Here is a 20,544-nt window from a genome sequence, read left to right on the forward strand (position 1 = left end):
TCATAAATGCAATGGCGTTTTATTAATAGACTGCTTGCGATAATTACTGGTTATTAAGACCATTATTCACATTAACAAATATTATACATATCAATAATCAAAGTATTATCTAATTAATAAAGTAGTCGCTGGTGTTTTAAACAAATACTCGCTTTTAATTACCTAATATAAGTACAAGAATATGAAGCATTTAAATTTTTCGCACGCCCTTTCCCTGCTAGTTTTGGCAACTTTTTCTTCCACTGCAGTGGAGCTCTACAACGATGACAACACAGATCTGACGATGTATGGTGCCATTGCCGCGCATTTGAGCAGCTATCATTATGACCCAGAATCTCCAATGGGCAGTGGCGATGCCATTGGTTACGAGTCCGGCAATCTCTACATCGAAGATCCCGGCTCCTGGATTGGATTTGACATCACCCATACCCTCGGAGATTATCGCGCCATTGTTAAACTTGAATACGATGTCAACTTTGGCACTCAATCCGATGAATCCGATGTCGCTTTAGCCCAACGACAAACCTATGTAGGCTTTGGCCATACGACCTATGGCGACATTACGATTGGTCGCCAAGAAAGCCCCTATGTGAAGTCCGACGTTGGTTACTACGCCTATTTTGCGGGCGGATTAAACATGATGCAGTCAGACCAGCTGGGCAGTCGTCGCACCAAAAACACCCTAATATGGAAGAAAGAAACCGATAACTTCTATGTTGGACTGCAATATCAAGCCAAGCGTTCCGAAGACCATATTGGATTTGGTAACCGCCTAAACTTTGGTGCATTCCTGCCTGCCGTAAGTGACGAAATCACCATCGATAGTGGTTTTGGCGCCGCCACCGCTTATACCACCTCCTTCGGCACCTACTTTGTCGCCGCTTATAACCAAGCCGATAATATTTCTGGAAAAGTGATTGATCTACTGGGCGACGCCAATCAAGAGATCACACTAAGCAATGCCAATATCAAACAGTTGGCGCTTGGCGTAGAACACCACTTTTTCGATGGTGGCGCTTCTTTATCTGCCAGATTTGAGCGTTTTGAAGCGCGCAACGGTAATGGTGGGACAGATTTGAACACCACCACCGATAATTTCGGTCTAGGCGCAAACTTATATGTATTAGATTCTGTGCGCATTTATGGCGGGTATGAATTTGGTATCGAGCGGGACAACAACACTAACGCCGTGGGCACCAAAACATCCATGTTCAACCTTGGCACCGCGTGGGCGCCCGTGCCTTGGGGAGAAGTATACCTTGAGTCCTACTCTGACGCGGTGACTTTAAATGGCTCTACCAACTGGGTCACAGGAGGGACGCATGACTACTATGGCAGAAACCGCCACTTCTTCCTTGGCGCAGCGGTATTTTTCTAACTAGATATCGCCCAAACGACGAGACCGATATGGCTCGCCTTTAACAAAGAACCCTAATCAAAAAGGAAATGAGAAACGATTTTTCTTGTTTCCTTTTTCTTTTGTCACTTGCCACCTAACATCTATCTCTAGGAACCAGGAACTTGCAATTATCCTTTCACTTCTCTTTATATGAGCCTCCTTTCCAGTGTCTTTCGAGAAAGATCACAACAAAGTGCTATTATTTTACATAGAGTTGTATTGATTAATTACTAGACAGCAAGGAAGGTAAGGTATGTACGACCTAAAAAAAGAGTATGACCAGTTCGGCCCTTGGTTGGTCGAAATCAAGTCAGAACAAGATATTCCGCCGCAGTTTTCCGAGCAACAGCAGTTTTTTGACGATGCCGTCTACAGTTTCAAAATACCGGTTCATCAAGAACGTAGGAACATGAAACCAGGCATGCTGCTCTACCCTGAAGTGGTCATCATTCAAAAAGACTTTATTTTGCATTTAAAGATAGACGGTGAACGCATTCAGGCTGAAAAAATGTGGTATACCGATGTACTCTTTCTCACTCACGGAGGGGATTTACTCGATAACTATATTGGATTGCAGTCCATTCAAGGTGAGATGGTCATCAAGTATAATCTTGTCTCTCAAGACGTCGCGAGCCATGTCATCAAATTGCTACGCGAAATGGTATCACCACGTAAGCATTACCCAGTTTCTAACGAGCTGAATGATAAAAGTCTACTCGACAAAGTCACTTATAGCTTTTATTGCGGTACGGAAAAGCCCCTCGACCCTTTACACATTTTGGCCTATCAAAGCGGGCTATCGTTAACCGAACGTAAACGCAGTAGTCTGATGGATCTGTACCACAACTTCGTGCAGTACAAACTGCTTCGCTCAATGATAATGACAGATGGTGTGGATTTGATCATCGCCAACCAGGGTAAGCACATTATTGATGTCAAGGATGCTAATTATAAGTTTGGTCACACCTTCATACGGTTAGGACTTATCGAAAGTATCGCATTGGAACCTCATCCCACTTTCCCTGAGTTGAACGTGTTGATCATTAAAGTCGCCTTGTGTGAATTTACCTTAGCAGTCGATAAACATTTCTCGATCGATAAAGTGCTGCAACTGTTGCACAACACCCATCAAGTAGAAGAGATGGTTTAGCCACATGTCCTGATGCTCACGATGTCTTTCGTGTAGTGTCAGGAGGCCTCTCCTACACTGACAAGTCTTAATCCACGTATCGCTGGACACATTGTTGCTGTAACCAATTGGACAGTTTTTTGATTTCTGGTTGACGCGCTCTGCTATTCTTGTAGACAAAGTAAAAATTATCCCCCGTTTCCAAACCGTGGGACGGTATCATTACCAAATCTTGTAAATCTCGCTCCGTCATCATATAACCATTCGCAAATGTGATCCCTTGATCGTACTTGGCGGCTTCTACAGCCAATAACATATGGCTAAAATGCTGCATATCGAGGTTCTTTGGCAGCGCTATTCCTCCCGCTTCGCACCACTTTTTCCAATCTCTGCCTCGTTCCCGAAACACCGAGTCGGTTGAGAGTATCGGATAGTCCCAAATCGCTTCTGGTAACGATTTATCACGGATCTCTTTCCAAATTTTCTGGCTACAGACGGGGTAAAGCACTTCATTATATAGTGGTTCAGCGACATAGTTTCTGGTTGGCTGTTCAACAGTAATAAAACAGTCCCCAGTTTTGTCTGAAAGATCGGGATCCTCTGCGACCATGTTTAACGTCAACTCGATATCTGGGTACAATCGCTTGAATTCTGATAAACGTGGTATGAGCCATTTCACTGCAAGCGAACTGTATAACGCCAAGCGGATAGTCCCTTGCTCACCTTCTCTGATACGCTGACTCGCTTTAGCAATGGATGCAATTGCGGGGCTCACTTCTTCTAAGTACTGCTCGCCACATTCCGACAAAGACAGTTTCCTCCCCTGTCGAATAAACAGCGCTTCACCCAAATAATCTTCAAGCAAACGGATTTGATGACTAATTGCGCTTTGCGTGACGCTAAGTTCCGCGGCTGCTGTCGAAAAACTTAAATTTCGCGCAACGGATTCGAAACAATGCACCGCTCTCAATGGAGGTAATTTCATTATCTAAATAACTCATACTAAGAAAATATTTATCACTTAACTTCATCCTAAGATAACTCTATTCTCTGGTAAAGAAATGAAGAGGAATGTTATGAAAACGATGTCAGTCACCACCGCAATGTTATTGCTTGTTTTTGGAAATCAAGTTGCGATTTTGTCTGACGCGATGATTAAAAGCGTGGGTAATGACGTCGCCGTATTCCAGTTTGTTTTTTTCCGCCAAATCTCAGCGGTCTTGCTTTTATTACCTCTATTTTTGCTTAGTAAACCTAAAAAACTAACCGCTGGACTCAAATGGCACTTTGTTCGTGCACACGTCTGGGTATTTGGGGCCGTATTCATGGTTTACGCTATTTCATCCATGCCTTTAGCGACCGCCAATGCAATTTTTTATGCTGCTCCATTATTAATGTTGCCGCTGGCTGCCCTATTCTTTGGCGAAAAACTCTCTTCACAAACCATCTCTGCGGCAATCATGGGATTTGCCGGAGTACTGGTCATTATTCGCCCCGATCAAATCGATTTTGCTGCTCTTGCCGCATTAGTGGTCGCACTCACTATTGCGATTAACAATTTGCTTATTCGTAAATTACCTAAGGATCAATCTGTTGCGCACACCTTACTCATGACTAACTTAGCGGGTATCCCTGTCGCGCTTTGCTTGGCCTATTTGGAAGGAGAAGCTTGGGATTGGAGTGCCTTTCCCACCGCTGCAGCTTCAAGTACATTTATTTTAATTTACGCTGCGACGTGCGTGTTAACGTACCGCGCCGTAGACAGTAATAAAATCGCCAGTGCCGAGTACAGTGGGCTGATTGGCGCTGTGGTTGTCGGTCTATTATGGTTTGGCGAAATGCCCGATATCTTTATGGCAATCGGAACCTTGATGATCGTCGTGCCTATTATTTGGCTTACCAAGCGAGAAAAAAAGCGCAATCGATCGCATATTAAATCGACGATAATTGACAATTAGTGAGCTGGGTGTGAACAGAATGTGAATGGGGTTTGTAATATTTTGACATATTTCATATACTTAATAGTGAACCCTGATATGGAAAATCATTATGAAACACCTTGCAAGGAAATTGCTAATCTCTTCACTGTTCGTCGCTTCATCCCTTCAAACCGCCTCTGCTAGTGAATGTGAACTTGTCACCATCGCTGACATGAACTGGAACTCCGCTACTCTCATTGCCAATATCGATAAGTTTATCCTAGAAAATGGTTATGACTGTCCAGCAGAACTTGTTCCGGGCGATACCATGCCAACCGGCGCATCCATGATTTCAAAAGGACAGCCTGATATTGCTCCTGAATTTTGGAGTAACTCTATGCGTGAAGCGCTAGACGCGGGTGTAAAAGAAGGCCGTATTAAGTACGCTGGTACGACACTGTCTGATGGCGGTGAAGAAGGCTTTTGGGTACCTGCTTATATGGTCGAAAAAGATCCGTCTCTTGGCACCATTGAAGGCGTAGTCGCTAATGCCAAACTCTTTAGTCACCCGGAAGATCCTGCTAAGTCAGGTTTTTATTCCTGTCCAGCGGGTTGGAACTGCCAAATTTCGGCAGGTAACCTATTTACCGCTCTTAATCTAGAAGAAGCCGGATTTGAAGTCATTGACCCAGGGTCAGGCGCTGGCCTCTCTGGTTCAATCGCTAAAGCTTACGAGCGCGAAGAAGCATGGTTTGGCTACTACTGGGCACCTACTGCTGTACTCGGTAAATACAAAATGGTTAAGGTCGATTTCGGTAGTGGCGTTGACGAAGAATACTTCAAAGAATGTATTACGAGTGAAGACTGTTTGACACCAAAAGCAACAATGTATCCACCTTCTGTTGTCGAGACGGTTGTGACAACGTCATTTGCAGAAAACTCACCAGCCGCGATGGAATACTTCGCTAAACGTGATTTCAGCAATGAGCAGATGAATGGTCTACTGGCTTGGATGGAAGATGAGCAAGCTGACGGTGAATATGCCGCTGAACATTTCATGAAAGAATACAAAGATACATGGGCGACGTGGCTACCTGCTGATGTTGCCGCTAAAGTACAAGCTGCTATCGACGCACTGTAATTCGAGCGTAATTACTAGTTATCGTAGCGAACGAGCATTGATCATTGACAAGTGTTACCCGTTTCGATCAATGCTCTCTTTATAAGAAAGATAAGTATGGTCGCCTTTGGATTAGCGTAATCTCTTCACCTTTTAGGCAAAGATGCTAAACCGAGCGACCTTTTTTGCTATTGAGCCATGGTTTTCCTTTTAAGAGGTCACCAATGATAAGCCCTTGTGGTGAATCATTAACATGGCAAAAAATAGTGGCATAAGTGGTCAAGGAGTGACAGATGTCCGATGCCAGCTGGTTGAGTGAAATTCCTCAGCTTGATAGAAAACAACTACTCGATATACGAAAAACACTTGATGGTGCGTATAGAGAATTCTCCAGAGAATACGGAGACACGATTGAATCGCTATTCGATCCTCTTCTAAGCTTCCTAATTTGGTTTGAAAAACTGCTTCTAAGTAGCCCCTGGTGGCTCATTATTGGCATTCTGGCAGGTCTGGCATTTGTTGCCAGTCGCTCATGGAAACTGACTCTTTCCGTTGCCGTCGCCTTCTTTTTAATTGGTTTCTTTGGTATGTGGGATAATACCATGCGAACCATGAGTATCATTCTCGTCTCAACCTTTGTCGCCATTGCGCTGGGCATTCCAACCGGAATACTAATGGCTCAATCGAAAAAAGCCCGAGCCGTCATTACCCCGATTCTCGATATCATGCAAACGATGCCCGCCTTCGTGTATCTTATACCCGTTGTTATGCTACTGGGCATTGGTAAAATTCCTGGCGTTATTGCCGTTGTTATCTACGCCATCCCGCCGGTTATCCGCCTAACCGACTTAGGTATACGCTTAGTGGATAAAGATGTGTTAGAAGCCTCTACTGCCTATGGCGCAAGCCCGATGCAGCGCTTATTTGGTGTACAGGTGCCACTGGCTATGCCAAATATTATGGCTGGCATCAACCAGACTATCATGATGGCACTTGCGATGGTGGTTATTGCCTCTATGATTGGTGTTAAGGGATTAGGTCAACCGGTACTCAAATCCATCACTAACCAATACTTTACTCTTGGTCTGCTCAACGGTCTCGCGATCGTAGCTCTGGCTATTATCTTTGACCGCGTCTCGCAAAGCTATGCTAAGCGTACGCAAGCACATTTAGGAGGAAGAGACTAATGACTCAGCCTCAACCTATTATTCAGATCAAAAATCTGTACAAGATCTTTGGCCCAAAAGACAAATCCTACTTGCAAGCGGTAAAAGATGGCGAAAGCAAAGATGATCTTCTTGCTAGAACCGGTCATACCCTTGGATTGCAAAATATTAATCTTGATATTTATCCCGGCGAGATATTCGTCATTATGGGGTTATCGGGTTCGGGTAAGTCGACGATGATTCGTCACTTCAACCGACTTATTGACCCGTCTGAGGGCGAAATCATTGTCGATGGATCCGATGTGATGAAGCTTTCTAACCAAGAACTACGTGACTTTAGACGCCATAAAATGTCGATGGTATTCCAGCGATTCGGCCTGCTACCGCACAAAACCGTTATCGATAACGTCGCTTATGGGTTACAAATTCAAGGTTTAAGTAAAGAAGATCGTTACGCAAAAGCGGGAGAGTGGATCAAAACGGTAGGGCTTGATGGGTATGAACAACAGTATCCTAGCCAGCTCTCTGGTGGACAACAGCAACGAGTCGGACTTGCTCGAGCATTGTGTACTGACGCCGATATTTTGCTGATGGATGAAGCCTTTTCTGCACTCGACCCATTAATTCGAAGTGAGATGCAAGATCAACTGATCGAACTTCAAGAGAAACTGCATAAGACCATCATCTTTATTACACACGATTTAGATGAAGCGCTACGCATAGGTGATCGCATTGCAATTCTCCGTGATGGTGTGGTCGTGCAGCAAGATAAACCGGTGGACATCTTGTTAAACCCAGCCGATGATTACGTCGAAGCGTTCGTAAAAGACGTCAATCGAGCAAGAGCGCTTACCGTTGAAACGGTCATGCAGCCGCCTATTGCTCGTATTACCGCCGAAACACTGGGTGAAGCCATAACACAAATGCGCCGATCGTCAGAAGACTATGGTTATGTCGTTAACGATGAGGGTTACCAAGGTGTGATTACGCAAGAAACGTTAGACCAAGTCGAGCAAAAAGATTACCACAAAGAGATCCCATCTCAGATGCTTGATGATGTCCCTGCGGTTCAAAGTGATGCGTTGCTCGAAGCCGTTATCCCTGAAACCCTCGACAGTGACCACCCGCTGCCAGTAGTCGATGATAACGGCGACTTACAAGGTCACCTTTCAAAATCAACGCTGGCCGATGTGTTAAGTGATACGTCTCAATCAGACGATGAAGAGAAACCGTCCGCGGTAAAGAATAACGCTGCGTAATAGCAGCGCTTGTATGGATCATTGAGAGTTCAACATAATATATAACGCTTAATCATGCCTCTTGGGTTGTGATTAAGCGTTATTCATTTAACGCCCAAAACGTTAAAACATTCCAGACAACAGCGCCCCTGCCACCACTGAATTGCCATGGTGAATAGTATTCTCTCGCACTATATAATCCACCAAAGCCAGTACTACGCCCGCCTTACATCTGAAAACAAAATACTACTGTTTGAATTTTACACACCAATAGAAATAGCTGATACCGAGCGGCCACTTACCTCAATAATTCAGATAGTTGCATGGTTTCCCCCTAGTGACCCAATCTCCATGTATCTATAGAATGCGCGCCCAAACCGTTTTACTTCACTCCCTACAGAGAACCTGAACATGAATCAAGTATTCAATTCTGCACATATTACAAAAACTGTCCTACTTACACTTTGGATTGTGGCGGGCACCGCTATTCTTCAAGAGCTGGGCATTCACGACAAATGGCCAGCTTTCCTTGCGCTTATTTTCTTCTTTGAAGCAAAATTCGACTTAAGCAAATTAAAGAACATCTTTGCCGCAGGTATTGCTGGCATCGCGATGGGTATGTTAATCCCTTCTGTTCTTGGCGCTTTAGCACCATACGTAGGTGGTCTAAATGCATTTTACATCTATGTCGGTGGCGTAGTACTGATTACTATTGGTTTAGGCCCTGTTGCACATTTTGCGTTTAGTTACATTACCTTCGCGTACGTCGTTATGTGTATCCTACATAAAGATCACGTTGTTGAGCACGGCTTCTCTTGGATGGCGACAGGCCTGCTAGGCGGCGCAATGTATATTGCTGGTGTGACCGTTATCGCTAAGTTCCTAGCTCAAAAACAAGCTAAAGCAGAACTTCAAACAGCTAACAGCTAACAGCTAACAGCACGATAAGGCCTTGATATTCGACTATTAAGGCCTTTCTCTTTCATTTTATAGATATTTCTTGTACAACAGTCAGTGTCTTTGCTTCAACGTCGGAAACAACTGAATGAAAAACCTGCCATGGAATGCCTGGTTACTTGCTGCTGTGCAACCTTTTGTGTTGTCGGTCGGTGCATTGAATGTGTTTCTTGGTGGTATCATTGGTGCAGCCCTACACGACTCACCCGCTTATGCGACCCTCCCAGTCACCACTTTGATCCTTGGTGTCTCGCTAAACGTTTTCCCCGCAGCAAAAATTCAACGTCTTATTGGGCGTAAAAATGCGTTTATTATTGCAGCAGTTGTCAGCAGCCTAGCTGCCTTTTTTGCCAGCTGGAACATTGAACAAGGTCACTTTTTGGGCTTCACACTCAGCACCTTTATCCTGGGTACACAACTTTCCTATGTGGGGCAATACCGCTTTGCGGCGATAGAAAGTTGCCACACCCCTGCTCAACATCCATCGGTCATTAGCCTAGTCTTAGTGGGTGGAATCGCCGCTGCATGGGTAGGTCCGGAACTGCTAAATCTTGGTCAAATGGTCGCAATATTCGACTCGGAATACGCCAATGCCTATGTTGCGCTAGGAATACTTGAGGCGGTGGGGGCGTGTATTTTGGCGGTGGCTATGAAGCCACTCGAAATCAGAGAAACGGATACCAATCCAGGACCAGTCCGAACCATACCACAGCTTTTTCAACAACCAATATTATGGTTAGCGATAGGATCTGGGCTAACCGCCTACGCAGTGATGGCATTTTTGATGACGGCGACTCCGTTAGCAATGCAGGAACATGGTCACGATATTCAAAATGCAAAATGGGTGATTCAGAGCCACGTTATGGCGATGTACCTCCCTTCTTTAATCACGCCTTTAATTATTAAGCGTATTGGTCTCTACAAACTGATCACTGTTGGCTGTGTGGTTTTCCTTGGCTGCATTGCTGTGGGGTTAGCTGGCCATTCTGTACATCACTATTGGTGGGCACTGGTGGCGCTTGGAATCGGTTGGAATTTTTTGTTTATCGGCGGTACCAGCTTATTACCACAAACCTATCACACTCACGAACGGTTTAAAGTCCAAGCCGTGAACGACTTTTCCATTACTACTTTTCAGGCCGCTGGGTCCTTAGGGGCTGGCATGGTGTTGTTCTCACAAGGCTGGACGTGGATGCTAGTTGCCTCACTATTTCCAATCGCACTGCTTATGCTGCTTAATTTTGTCATCAAAAGCCCGAAAACTCCGCCTGCCTTGTCTTAATACCCAGGTAGCCCATCATTACATTGGCAACCTACTACATTAGATTCTTCTGAAAACTGCCAACACTACGCTTGTTTTAACTGGCGTTGTAGAAATGGAATTATGCTATAGTCGCCGGCACTCGCGAAAGGAGCATCGTGAGCTATCTTTACAAGTAAACAAGGCTTGGAGCTTTGCTCACTTTATATAAAGCGATAAGGCAAACGATATGTATGACGATGTAGTGATCATTGTAGATCGATTAGGCAATCAAATTGGTGTAGAAGAAAAGTTAAACGCGCACCGATTAGGTCTAAGGCATTTAGCATTTTCAGTGTTGCTTTATCGTAAGACCAATGATGGATTTGAATATTTTCTGCAAAAACGGGCGCTAAACAAATACCACAGCGGTGGTCTTTGGACCAATACCTGCTGCTCTCACCCGCGTCCGGACGAAAAAATCACACAAGGGTCATCTCGACGTCTTTATGAAGAGATGGGCATTGAAGATACGCTTGATCTTGAAGAGATAGGCCACATTAGCTACTGTGCAAAGTTCTCTAATGGCCTAACAGAAAATGAGCTCGACTATGTGGTGATTGCCAATATTGATGAGGTAAGTACTGAGTTAAACCCCGATGAAGCCAGTGACTGCAAGTGGTGGAAAGAAGGCGAACTCGACGCAAGATTACTCACTCATCGCGATGAATTTACCGCTTGGTTTACACTTGTTTATAACAAAGTGAAACAGCATATTCATAGCTAAGTAGCTAAGTAGCTAAGTAGCTAAGTAAGTAGCTAGATAGCTAAATAACTAAGTAGCAAGGGACTTAGGCCGCTGAGCAGCTCAGTAAGTCGCTTGTTAATAAAAGAGCAATTAAACTTAGTATGCTGGGATAACGGTATACGATGACCTTTTAAAATGACCATTTTATATTGGCAAATAGCAGTGTAGAGGGCGTTTCTCCAAACAAGCTCTCTGCACTACCATCAAATCTCTGCACGACCGCGAGCAATTGCCAGTCATCGGCTAATGAATAGCGGTTAGACACACCAATAAAATACGATCCATCTTGGTAGTAACTTGCTGATGCCCTGAACTGACTCAGTGGTGACAGTTCAAAACTCACATCAGCATACCCTGTATAGCGAGTAAAACTAAGTGTTCTTGCCGTCAATGGTAAGGTTAAATACGTCGCCGCATCAAACGCTTGTTGAGGCTCACTAATGTATAGAACAGAAGCCCGAGCAATCCAATTACGCTGACCGCCAAAGCTGTAGTCCGTTTCGATACTAGACACAATCGTTTGCTGGTAAATTGGGGTTTGCTGGTACGTTTGCCCTTGATAGTCCTTCAACCAAGGATCAAACCAAGTCAACTCGCCGCGAATGCCCGCACCTTTGATGTCCCCAGCAAAACCCGCCCCGAGCACATTGTCCACCCCCGAACGTCCTAACAACGTTTGCATATCCCAACCGTGATAGTTAAAGAGATAACGGGCGGAATAACGCTGTAAATTACTGTCTTTGCTTGGGCTGTACACCACATCGACACTACTGGCAAAGCCTAACTGACGGCTAATAGAAATTGCGTCAGTCCCTGGTCTTTCCTCATAGTCAAAATCATAGATAGAGTACGCGTTATAGATATCATTAGGGTTCCATATCGTATTCATCGCCCAATTAACACGATAACGCCCAACACGAGAGCGCCATTTCTCTCCTTGCCAGTCCAAATACAAACGGTCAAATTGACTATTTACGATGACCTTATCGTTATCAACAATATTGCGTGATAGATCAAAATACCCCGCATCCCACTCCGTCACTTGCGAGTAATAGGGTAACGACAAACTATCCCCCATTAGGACTCGATTACGCATTCCTGCGTTAAAACGAAATGATGAAGTAAAACGATATTCGTAGTTGAAGCGTTGATGGACTAAGTGATCCAATGCGTTATCACTATGATCGGGCACCGAACCGGTCGCCATATATTTAACGTATCCGCCAAGGTCCCAATTACTCTCTGGAACCAACCCTGGGATCTCAGCTTTGACTTTTATCATGTAGCACGCAGCACCGACAATAAATAGGCTCGCGACTAATTTCTTCAGCATCATTGGGTCGTTGCGCCTGCTTGTACCGCACGATATCGATAGATGGGTAAATTGATGATTGAGCTGACGATTAACAACATGCGATTATTGACCACGTTGCAAAATGTCTGATACTAACTGCCCGTCTTCAAAAACAATCACTCGTTTCGCTCTTTTAATAACGCGAGGGTCATGAGTAGAAAAGATGAATGTGGTCCCCTCTCCTTCATTCAGTTTTTGCATAATGTCTAACAGCTCACTTGTGCTTTTTGCATCTAAATTTGCGGTGGGTTCATCTGCCATCACAAATCGTGGCTTAGACGCGAGCGCTCTCGCAACAGCGACTCGTTGCTGCTGCCCACCCGACATTTTCGCTGGACGTTTATGCTTTTGATTCGATAACCCGACTTGATCCAATAATTCATTCGCGCGTTGGCGACACTTCGCTTCCTCTACGCCTTGTAATTGCATAACAAATTCTACATTTTCCATCGCCGTCAATACCGGTAACAAACTGTAGTCTTGAAAAATGAAACCAATATGATCACGTCGAAATACAATACGTTGTTTCTCAGATAACCCAACGATATCTTGCCCATCAATGATAATCTGGCCTGACGTCGGCTCATCAATGCCGCCTATCATGTTAAGTATGGTCGTTTTACCAGACCCTGAAGGCCCCATAATCGCGACAAATTCACCTTGTTCAATCGTTAGAGATAACCCTTGCACGGCATGAACTGGAAATTCACTGTCCGCATTATAGGTTTTGGTCAACGCGCTCATTGATATTGTCATAAATTACATACCCGTTGCTCGATTAATCATGGTATTTAGCCCCATACGTTGAAAAGTCACACGCCGGAATTCCAATTGCCCCTTAAGGATTCTCATCATTAATTCCTCTCGGCCATGGCTTCTACGGGGCGCTGCTTTAATATTTGCCGTGCTGGATACAGCGCTGAAACACTAGATGCGAATAGAACCATAATAAAAACCATAATGTACTGGTCTACGCTGACTTGTGGATACAAAACAGTGTCCACACCATACACGCCAAGACCGTCTGAATGTGAGCCAAGGGATATTCCCGTGAAGTTCAGTACGCCAATAACGGATACACTACTAAGCACACCCAGTACCGCTCCGACGCAACCCAAAAATAATGTCTCAAACATGATAAGTAAAAAGATCTTAAACTTAGGCATACCTACGGCCATCAGCACACCAAATTCTTGAGTGCGCTCAAACACAGACATCAGCATAATATTAATAATGCCAAACCCCATCGCAACCACGAACACGGCCAGCATCACTTGATTACTCACGTCCATCGTTGCCATCATTGATGCCAGTAATGGCTGTATATCAAACCATGCTCGCGCTTCATTTTCTGGGGGTAAATACGCGTTGATTTTGGAAACGAGTGTCATAATAGATTGTCGACTCTCTGCGCCAATTTCAGCGGCGGCTAGAATAGCAAACTCATGAACTTCTGGAAGATGAACTATGGATTGAATATCCGACTTTTGTACTAAAACATTACCTTCGTCGTAGCTGGTTGAGGGGGTGTTGAAAATGCCTTTAACACGAAAAGCGGCGCCCGTGACTTCACCACCTTGATCCGTCAACGTTAAAACGACTTTAGATCCCACTCGTAGTTTTAATCGCTCCGCATTTTTCTCTGAGACTAGGATAGGATGTCGTCCTGTCCCATCAAACCACGACCCATCAGTAATATGTTGAGACAGCGGAGTAAAGTCTGCCTCTATCTCGTGATCCACGCCAACAATTCTCACGCCACGAGTACTGCGAGCAGATGCCATCATGCCATCAACTAGAAACCGGGAGCTCCATTTCAACACGTCGGGCTGATTATCTAACTGTTCTGCGATCGCTTGAGAATCGAAAACATACGCATTGATGTCCGCATTTTCCTTAAACTGCTTATTCTGAATCTGCAAATGACTGGTTTGCCAAGCAATAGCATTATGTACCATGTTATCAACAAGCCCATTCATAAAGCCCACCATGGTAACAACGCCAGTCAAACCAAACACCATCGCCCCAAGCATAATGCTGGTTCGTAGTTTGTTCCTCCAAAGGTTTCGCCACGCCAGTTTAATGATCATGACCACCTCCTTTTAATGCACCAACCAGATTCAGGCGTAGCACTTTCCAAGTCGGACCTAATAGGCATATGAGTAACATGAGTGTGATCGCAAGCGCCTGATTTATAAATAGAGCTAAACTAAGATAGACGGGAAGAATCGGCTCAAATCCAGCTTCTAGCATAACCTTAGCGGCTTCGCCTGTTATATGGATAGGATTAAAATGGAAATAGCCAAGAATAGGCATGGCAAGTGTAATACCAAGAGCGATCCCCAAAATACAAATAAAACTCGATTCCATAAATAATAAAGACACCAGCTTTCCTCGGCTCATACCAGCGGCCAGCATCACGCCGAATTCTCGTTGGCGCTCAAGTGTCATCATCATGATCGTCGCAAACAATCCAAAACCAACAATCCCATACAGTAAGTAAATGAGAAAAATACCACCAGCTCGATCCATCTCTATTTGCTGCGCCATTTCGGGAGAAAGATCCTTCCAATCCCTCACTCGAATCGCATCACCAAAGTGAGCCGCTAATGAAGCCTCTACTGTTCCAACATCGTTAAGCGTTTGTGTGTGTAAAACCCAAGATGTCAGCTGATTTCCGGTACTGTATAATCGCTGCGCCTCGCGTATTGGCATATAAACAAGTTGATTATCTAAGCTCATTACCGGGAATTTGAGCAAGCCATTTACAGTGTAAAGACCCGAAGCTGTCTGCCCTTGGTAGCCTTGCCCATACAATATTATCTCGTCACCAACCTCTAATCGTAGATACTTGGCCAGTCCTTCCCCGATAAGGACACCGCTTCCTTTCTCGAATTCACTATCAAGGATAAAACGCCCTTGAGAAACCTTCTCACTAATGCCGGAGTAACGATCTTCGAGCTCAGGGTTGACCCCCAGTACCATCACCCCTTTGGAACGATCACCCGCCGCTGCCAATGCGACACTTTCTAGCCTAGGTAATATATATTCAATTGATGCCTCAGATTTCAGGTATTTAAAATCGTCTAGATTACCGGATAACAAGTCATCAATGCTCGCATTGTCTGCATAATCAGGATCTTGTAACTGAATCAACCCAGTATAAAAACGTGCCGCGTTATCGATATTGGCGTTATAGCTCCCTTCCTGAAAGCTTCGTGTGAGCAACGACAAACAAAGTGCCAACGCCAGTGCAGACGCCGTCAATATCGTCCTTCTTTTTTGTCGCCACAAATTACGCCATGCAAGCTTAACCAGCATTGAGTCCCCTTTGTTACTGTTGAATATCACCCGCTATCAGAGTGGCGCCAGGTTATCTTAGTGTTTTCATTTGGCTTTGTGAGAAGAAGCTATCTTCAATAGCAAAATCAAATTGCGCAGCATGGGTAATCATCTCTGTCTTATGGCCTGGCTTATCCGCTGGTACCATTTCCATACGCGTCGCCACCATTCGATTCCCTAACGTCTTAACGTCAAAACTCTGCATCGTGCTGACTTTTTCATCAAAATCATCATAAAATTCAGCTTTACGCTGTAAATAAGACGTTTTTGAGATCCAGAGCCTTACTTTACTCCAGACAACAGGTGCATCAGGCTTAGCAACCGCATCAATCACCCACGTATCCACACCGTCGAACGTTTCTTCACCCACTAGGTCATGGGTATAGTCCACCACAATTGACGACTGGTTGATGAGGTCGTCATTGGTAAAATCCGACCCCATCCAAGATTGCCCCAACATCGAAGGAGCAATCTTAATGACTCGCTCGATATTTGGAATCCAGTTCCACATTTCGCGATCACGCTTTAGTGAGGCTGACCCCTTATCCTTAGCAGGTGCCGTCACTAACACTAATGACAACGTTTGGTTTTTTGTCCAACTCTTCATGCTCATACTACGAGTCCACTCTGGACGAATGATCCTCATCGTCAGCTCTGAGTAACTGGCGTCACCACGCATGGATTGATCAGATTGCTCAATTATTTCAGTCGGGGTTTGAGCCAATAGCGCAGTACTGGGTAAGTACAAAGCCAAAAATAGAATATGAGCCATCAATCTCATCGACACTTACCTCTGTATAGTTGTCAAAATAGTCGTCGCATCAACATTACGTAAACTATAACAATTTCAGATGGTCATAGCTGTGATCGTAGCCACTACCTCTTTGTAATAACACCAAATATTATCTTGCCTTGATTTTGCAATGACAACTGCACCACATGAGTGCGCACGTTTTACACGTCGATTTAAAATGGTGCAAAGCATGAAAAAAAACATGAATATCAACCAACATTCAAGTACTTACTTATTGGCTTGATTCTTGTAAGGTTAACCCTGTATTCAATCACTCGTGCACCAAACAGGAGAGTCAACATGCAAGATATTCTCACGATCGTACTCGCAGGGGGTATGGGGTCTCGCCTTAGTCCCCTTACCGATGACCGCGCAAAACCAGCAGTGCCATTCGGCGGAAAATATCGAATTATTGATTTCACCCTGACCAATTGTCTCCATTCAGGACTAAGACAGATATTGGTACTGACTCAATATAAGTCACACTCTCTTCATAAACACATTCGAGATGGTTGGTCGATATTCAATCCTGAGCTGAAAGAATTCATTACTGTCGTACCTCCGCAAATGCGTAAAGGCGGTAAATGGTATGAAGGGACTGCTGATGCGATCTATCACAACATGTGGTTACTCTCGCGCAGCGAAGCTGAACATGTCGTGGTGCTATCTGGTGATCATATCTACCGCATGGATTATGCAGCGATGATTGACGCTCATAAAAAAACAGGCGCAGAGTTGACCATCGCTTGTATGGATGTACCACGAGACGAAGCTTCCGCTTTTGGGGTGATCGAGACCAATGACAAACAACAAGTGGTTAATTTTAAAGAAAAACCGACTGATCCCGCCTCAATGGTTAATGACCCATCAAAGTCTCTAGTCTCAATGGGGATTTATGTTTTTACCATGAAAGCTCTGCAAGATGCACTCAACCAAGATGCTGAAATAGAGTCCTCTAGTCACGATTTTGGTCATGACCTGATACCTAAGCTGATTGATAGTTCAGGAGTCTTCGCCTACCACTTTGGTGAAGAAACCGGTCGAGTGGCCAAGGACTGCTATTGGCGAGATGTTGGTACAATCGACTCGTTTTATGAAGCAAACATGGATCTACTTGAGCCTGTTCCCCCCATGAATCTGTACCAAAATGATTGGGGAATTCGAACATATGAGCCACAACTCCCTCCTGCTCGAACCGTCTCTTCCGCGACGGGAAACGAAGGTATTTTCATTAATTCGATTATTTCAAACGGGGTGGTGAATTCAGGTGGGTCAGTACACCGTTCAGTTTTGTCGTCAAACGTTAGAATTAATGATGGTGCTACCGTTGCCGATAGTATTTTGTTTGATGGTGTCACCGTTGGTGAGCAGTGCCAACTTCAAGGCTGTATAATTGACAAGCATGTTCAGATCCCAGATGGCACTGTCATTGGATTAAACCCTGCGGAAGATCAGGCCAGGTTTACTATTTCAGATAAAGGCATTGTGGTCGTTTCAGAAGGGTATCAATTTAGCTAACTAGCTGGCTATTTAGCTATTTAGCTATTTAGCTATTTAGCTAGCAGCAAGTAAAGCCATAGCAATTTAACAAGTACAATTTACACATCAAAAAAGATTGCCTAATGCAAAGCCCGCCAGACTAGTATGGTCAGGCGGGCTTATTCGTTCTCGCTTTTTACATGATGTAACGATTCAGTGAATGACTCGCACTCATCACGCCGTGCACAGTTCGATTATTACAACGTACACACTTCTTCCCAGCTACCATCACTACCTGGTATAGAATTGGTCCACCATTTTGCTTTATACACCACTCCATTGTGACTCATCTGGTCTCCACCGCTGGCATGACTTGGGTTGCCTTGCCAATCGGTTTGCGGGAAGTTAGGGTAAGCGTTAACGCCCGTTGAACTGCACGTACCCGGCGTTCCACCATTATCACCGCCGTTATTACCACCACCTGTCGTCAAATCACCGACCGGTAAATCTGGTTGTTCGAATGCGAAAGCATAGTCCACGCCATTTACATTGACCGTGTAATTCGCCGGTCCTGAAATCGGCAAGTAATACACCATGTCTAATTCGTAAGTGGCTCCGGCTGGTAAGTTTTTCCAATTTGGCAACGTAAAGGCTACGCGATGCATTGGACCATCTAATCCGCCAATGTTATTGGCGCGTGTATGCCCAGAAGCAATAACCTTCAAGCCACCACCCGATTGATCTTTGGCATTATCTGGAGCAGAAACTGGGATGTCGAACTGAAACTCTGTCCCACCTGGAATATCACTGCCAGTATTATTGGTAAAGGTGATTTTGGGGTTGATAGGGTAGTTTTGGTCCCCGACTTTAAAGCCACCAATCGCGACTGAGATATCCACCGCTTCGGTTGGAATTGCCCCTGTTGCAACGGTATTTCCGTATGGAGTAGCACTTAAGAATTTATCGTACATGGCTTTGGTCATGCTATTACCCATGTGATATTCGCCGTTACCCGTTGCGCAGGCTTGCTCACTCAAGTCAATCGCACCACGATTGCCATTGGCGTCAAAAGTGTAGCAATTGTAGTCCCCTGCCAGTTCCCAAAACATGATGCCGCCGATCTCTTTATCGATAACGTAGTTAGCTTTTGCATTAATTGAATCAACATCTTCTGTTGAGAGGAAGACATTTTTATCGGCGTTCCATAACCATGGCGCAACAGCGACACTGTCATAATGGCGAGTATACTTTCCAAATAAACCATCGGCAGGGTCATTAACAGGATCAAGCCCATAAGCTGCGGCATAGGAGCCCATAATGCCTTTTTCTAAGTTCTTTGCATGCCACATTGGGTTTGAGCCTGCGCCCATTTCTTCACCGTTAGCATCTTTGTCATGCCACATATTATCGATGCCTAAGGCACCATAGCCACAATTGTTCTTTTCACCTTCACCGGTACCCGCTGCACATTCTGCTTGATTGGGTAAGGGCGCTCGACCCCACAGCCCATTTGTTCCACCCGTTACATTTTGCCATCCACGCGTATAGTACGGCACACCAATATTAATCCGCCCGGCAGGCATTGAGCCACGGAAATAATGATAAGCCCAGTCAGTGTTAAGGTAGCCAATCCCCCCATACGCTGCGGTTCCATAGACATTCCATTGTGCCAATTCAGAGTCATTTCCCGTATCATACAAGGCTGCATTATGACCGACGTGATCATTCCACGCGCCATGCAAGTCGTAAGACATGATGTTGACGTAATCCAAATACTTGGTTACCGACATCGTTTCCATTCCTCTGAGCAAGTAGCCAGAAGATGGCGCCGCAATCGTCAACATATAATGGATACCATCTTGCGCACTGGCTGCATCCAATTTTTCACGTAGTACTTTCATCAAAACATGATAAGAATTCATTAGGTAGGCGCGTCTTGATTCCGAAAAGGCGACATCGTCCGGATTGCCAGCTCCAGCCATCGACGTTGGATATTCATAATCAATGTCTAGCCCATCAAACTGGTAGGTACGCATCATTTCTACCGCGGAAGTGGCAAACGTTTCGATACCCTGTTGGTTAATCGAACCATCTGCGTTAGTCGTCATCGTATAGAAACCACCATCAGCAACTCGGCTACCGTCAGTAGCAAAGTGACCACCGGTCTCCGCCCAGCCACCAATGGAAATAAGGGTTTTTACGCCATGCTTCTTCTTCGCGGTTGCTAACGCACCAAAGTGACCTTTAAAGCCTAACGTTGGATCAACGTCTACCTCGGGCCACTCTTTATTTACTGCCACATTATTAGGATCATTCACATCACCCACATTCACTTTACCGTCGGAGCCAATGCTAACAAATGCGTAGTTAATATGAGTCAATTGCTCCCAAGGAATATCATTCACTAAATAGGATGATTGAGGATCATCACCTGAGCGCCAGCTAGTAAAATAACCGATCACACGTCTAGGGTGATCCGCACCCATAATTTCGCGCCCTTCAGTATCATAAGCCGTACAATATGGCACATCGATGTCCGTCGTTTTGTAAAGCCCGTCTGGGCGACATTCTGAGTGAACAACCGGTACCGAATTCGCTTG

The 20,544-nt window shown here is 44.8% G+C and carries 16 protein-coding genes and 1 pseudogene; 10 read left to right on the top strand and 7 right to left on the bottom strand.

Going from position 1 to position 20,544, the window contains the following annotated elements; translation table 11 throughout:
• The first annotated feature begins 223 nt into the window (after positions 1–223).
• Positions 224–1,378, top strand: a complete 1,155-nt coding sequence (locus tag M9196_RS02530) for a porin (protein WP_250615959.1) — start codon at positions 224–226, stop codon at positions 1,376–1,378.
• Positions 1,379–1,652: 274 nt separating this feature from the next.
• Entirely contained in the window at positions 1,653–2,549 is an 897-nt protein-coding gene (locus M9196_RS02535; RefSeq protein ID WP_250615960.1) for a hypothetical protein, read from the top strand.
• A gap of 67 nt (positions 2,550–2,616) precedes the next feature.
• Here the strand turns inward: M9196_RS02535 and M9196_RS02540 are convergent, their stop codons facing one another.
• The gene (locus M9196_RS02540) at positions 2,617–3,513 is read right to left on the bottom strand and encodes a LysR substrate-binding domain-containing protein (RefSeq protein ID WP_250615961.1); all 897 of its coding nucleotides are present in this window, start codon (positions 3,511–3,513) and stop codon (positions 2,617–2,619) included.
• 91 nt (positions 3,514–3,604) lie between these two features.
• On the opposite strand from M9196_RS02540, the gene M9196_RS02545 reads away from it, so the two are divergent.
• The 7 genes from M9196_RS02545 to idi all read left to right on the top strand — a co-directional run bounded on the left by M9196_RS02545 (position 3,605) and on the right by idi (position 10,955).
• Positions 3,605–4,486 (top strand): DMT family transporter, encoded by an 882-nt coding sequence (locus tag M9196_RS02545; RefSeq protein ID WP_250615962.1) that lies wholly within the window; start codon positions 3,605–3,607, stop codon positions 4,484–4,486.
• 91 nt (positions 4,487–4,577) lie between these two features.
• Positions 4,578–5,588, top strand: coding sequence for an ABC transporter substrate-binding protein (locus M9196_RS02550; protein WP_250615963.1), 1,011 nt, complete (start codon positions 4,578–4,580; stop codon positions 5,586–5,588).
• Positions 5,589–5,860: 272 nt separating this feature from the next.
• Positions 5,861–6,754 (top strand): ABC transporter permease, encoded by an 894-nt coding sequence (locus tag M9196_RS02555; protein ID WP_250615964.1) that lies wholly within the window; start codon positions 5,861–5,863, stop codon positions 6,752–6,754.
• Positions 6,754–7,992 (top strand): quaternary amine ABC transporter ATP-binding protein, encoded by a 1,239-nt coding sequence (locus tag M9196_RS02560; protein WP_250615965.1) that lies wholly within the window; start codon positions 6,754–6,756, stop codon positions 7,990–7,992. Before M9196_RS02555 ends, M9196_RS02560 begins: the two co-directional genes overlap by 1 nt.
• Before the next feature lie 390 nt (positions 7,993–8,382).
• A complete protein-coding gene (locus M9196_RS02565) occupies positions 8,383–8,901 on the top strand; it encodes a hypothetical protein (protein WP_250615966.1) in 519 nt (172 codons plus the stop codon).
• Between the two features lie 115 nt (positions 8,902–9,016).
• On the top strand, positions 9,017–10,210 hold the full coding sequence (locus tag M9196_RS02570) for an MFS transporter (protein ID WP_250615967.1): 1,194 nt from the start codon (positions 9,017–9,019) through the stop codon (positions 10,208–10,210).
• A gap of 208 nt (positions 10,211–10,418) precedes the next feature.
• A complete protein-coding gene (gene idi, locus M9196_RS02575; RefSeq protein WP_250615968.1) occupies positions 10,419–10,955 on the top strand; it encodes an isopentenyl-diphosphate Delta-isomerase in 537 nt (178 codons plus the stop codon).
• Positions 10,956–11,106: 151 nt separating this feature from the next.
• Here the strand turns inward: idi and M9196_RS02580 are convergent, their stop codons facing one another.
• From M9196_RS02580 to M9196_RS02600, 5 genes are all read right to left on the bottom strand, one after another.
• The gene (locus M9196_RS02580; RefSeq protein ID WP_250616268.1) at positions 11,107–12,309 is read right to left on the bottom strand and encodes a hypothetical protein; all 1,203 of its coding nucleotides are present in this window, start codon (positions 12,307–12,309) and stop codon (positions 11,107–11,109) included.
• An 84-nt stretch (positions 12,310–12,393) separates the two neighbouring features.
• Positions 12,394–13,086, bottom strand: coding sequence for an ABC transporter ATP-binding protein (locus M9196_RS02585; protein WP_250615969.1), 693 nt, complete (start codon positions 13,084–13,086; stop codon positions 12,394–12,396).
• Between the two features lie 98 nt (positions 13,087–13,184).
• Positions 13,185–14,420, bottom strand: a complete 1,236-nt coding sequence (locus M9196_RS02590) for an ABC transporter permease (RefSeq protein WP_250615970.1) — start codon at positions 14,418–14,420, stop codon at positions 13,185–13,187.
• Positions 14,410–15,651: an ABC transporter permease gene (locus M9196_RS02595; RefSeq protein ID WP_250615971.1), complete on the bottom strand. Its 1,242-nt coding sequence runs from the start codon at positions 15,649–15,651 to the stop codon at positions 14,410–14,412. The genes M9196_RS02590 and M9196_RS02595 overlap by 11 nt, the downstream gene beginning before the upstream one ends.
• Before the next feature lie 52 nt (positions 15,652–15,703).
• Positions 15,704–16,453: an outer membrane lipoprotein-sorting protein gene (locus M9196_RS02600; protein WP_250615972.1), complete on the bottom strand. Its 750-nt coding sequence runs from the start codon at positions 16,451–16,453 to the stop codon at positions 15,704–15,706.
• Between the two features lie 312 nt (positions 16,454–16,765).
• Between M9196_RS02600 and glgC the strand changes: the two genes are divergently transcribed.
• Positions 16,766–17,983: a glucose-1-phosphate adenylyltransferase gene (gene glgC / locus M9196_RS02605; RefSeq protein ID WP_250615973.1), complete on the top strand. Its 1,218-nt coding sequence runs from the start codon at positions 16,766–16,768 to the stop codon at positions 17,981–17,983.
• 218 nt (positions 17,984–18,201) lie between these two features.
• On the opposite strand, the pseudogene M9196_RS02610 reads toward glgC, so the two are convergent.
• A pseudogene (locus M9196_RS02610) lies at positions 18,202–20,532 on the bottom strand (chitinase C-terminal domain-containing protein); the annotation flags it as partial.
• Between the last annotated feature and the right edge of the window lie 12 nt (positions 20,533–20,544).

This window comes from Vibrio methylphosphonaticus, assembly GCF_023634655.1.
GTDB classification, from domain to species: Bacteria; Pseudomonadota; Gammaproteobacteria; order Enterobacterales; family Vibrionaceae; genus Vibrio; species Vibrio methylphosphonaticus.

Bases quoted from the DNA above. Each gene is read 5' to 3' on its own strand.
- M9196_RS02535 (WP_250615960.1), top strand. From the start codon at position 1,653: ATGTACGACCTAAAAAAAGAGTATGACCAGTTCGGCCCTTGGTTGGTC.
- M9196_RS02540 (WP_250615961.1), bottom strand. From the start codon at position 3,513: ATGAAATTACCTCCATTGAGAGCGGTGCATTGTTTCGAATCCGTTGCG.
- M9196_RS02545 (WP_250615962.1), top strand. From the start codon at position 3,605: ATGAAAACGATGTCAGTCACCACCGCAATGTTATTGCTTGTTTTTGGA.
- M9196_RS02550 (WP_250615963.1), top strand. From the start codon at position 4,578: ATGAAACACCTTGCAAGGAAATTGCTAATCTCTTCACTGTTCGTCGCT.
- M9196_RS02555 (WP_250615964.1), top strand. From the start codon at position 5,861: ATGTCCGATGCCAGCTGGTTGAGTGAAATTCCTCAGCTTGATAGAAAA.
- M9196_RS02560 (WP_250615965.1), top strand. From the start codon at position 6,754: ATGACTCAGCCTCAACCTATTATTCAGATCAAAAATCTGTACAAGATC.
- M9196_RS02565 (WP_250615966.1), top strand. From the start codon at position 8,383: ATGAATCAAGTATTCAATTCTGCACATATTACAAAAACTGTCCTACTT.
- M9196_RS02570 (WP_250615967.1), top strand. From the start codon at position 9,017: ATGAAAAACCTGCCATGGAATGCCTGGTTACTTGCTGCTGTGCAACCT.
- idi (WP_250615968.1), top strand. From the start codon at position 10,419: ATGTATGACGATGTAGTGATCATTGTAGATCGATTAGGCAATCAAATT.
- M9196_RS02580 (WP_250616268.1), bottom strand. From the start codon at position 12,309: ATGCTGAAGAAATTAGTCGCGAGCCTATTTATTGTCGGTGCTGCGTGC.
- M9196_RS02585 (WP_250615969.1), bottom strand. From the start codon at position 13,086: ATGACAATATCAATGAGCGCGTTGACCAAAACCTATAATGCGGACAGT.
- M9196_RS02590 (WP_250615970.1), bottom strand. From the start codon at position 14,420: ATGATCATTAAACTGGCGTGGCGAAACCTTTGGAGGAACAAACTACGA.
- M9196_RS02595 (WP_250615971.1), bottom strand. From the start codon at position 15,651: ATGCTGGTTAAGCTTGCATGGCGTAATTTGTGGCGACAAAAAAGAAGG.
- M9196_RS02600 (WP_250615972.1), bottom strand. From the start codon at position 16,453: ATGAGATTGATGGCTCATATTCTATTTTTGGCTTTGTACTTACCCAGT.
- glgC (WP_250615973.1), top strand. From the start codon at position 16,766: ATGCAAGATATTCTCACGATCGTACTCGCAGGGGGTATGGGGTCTCGC.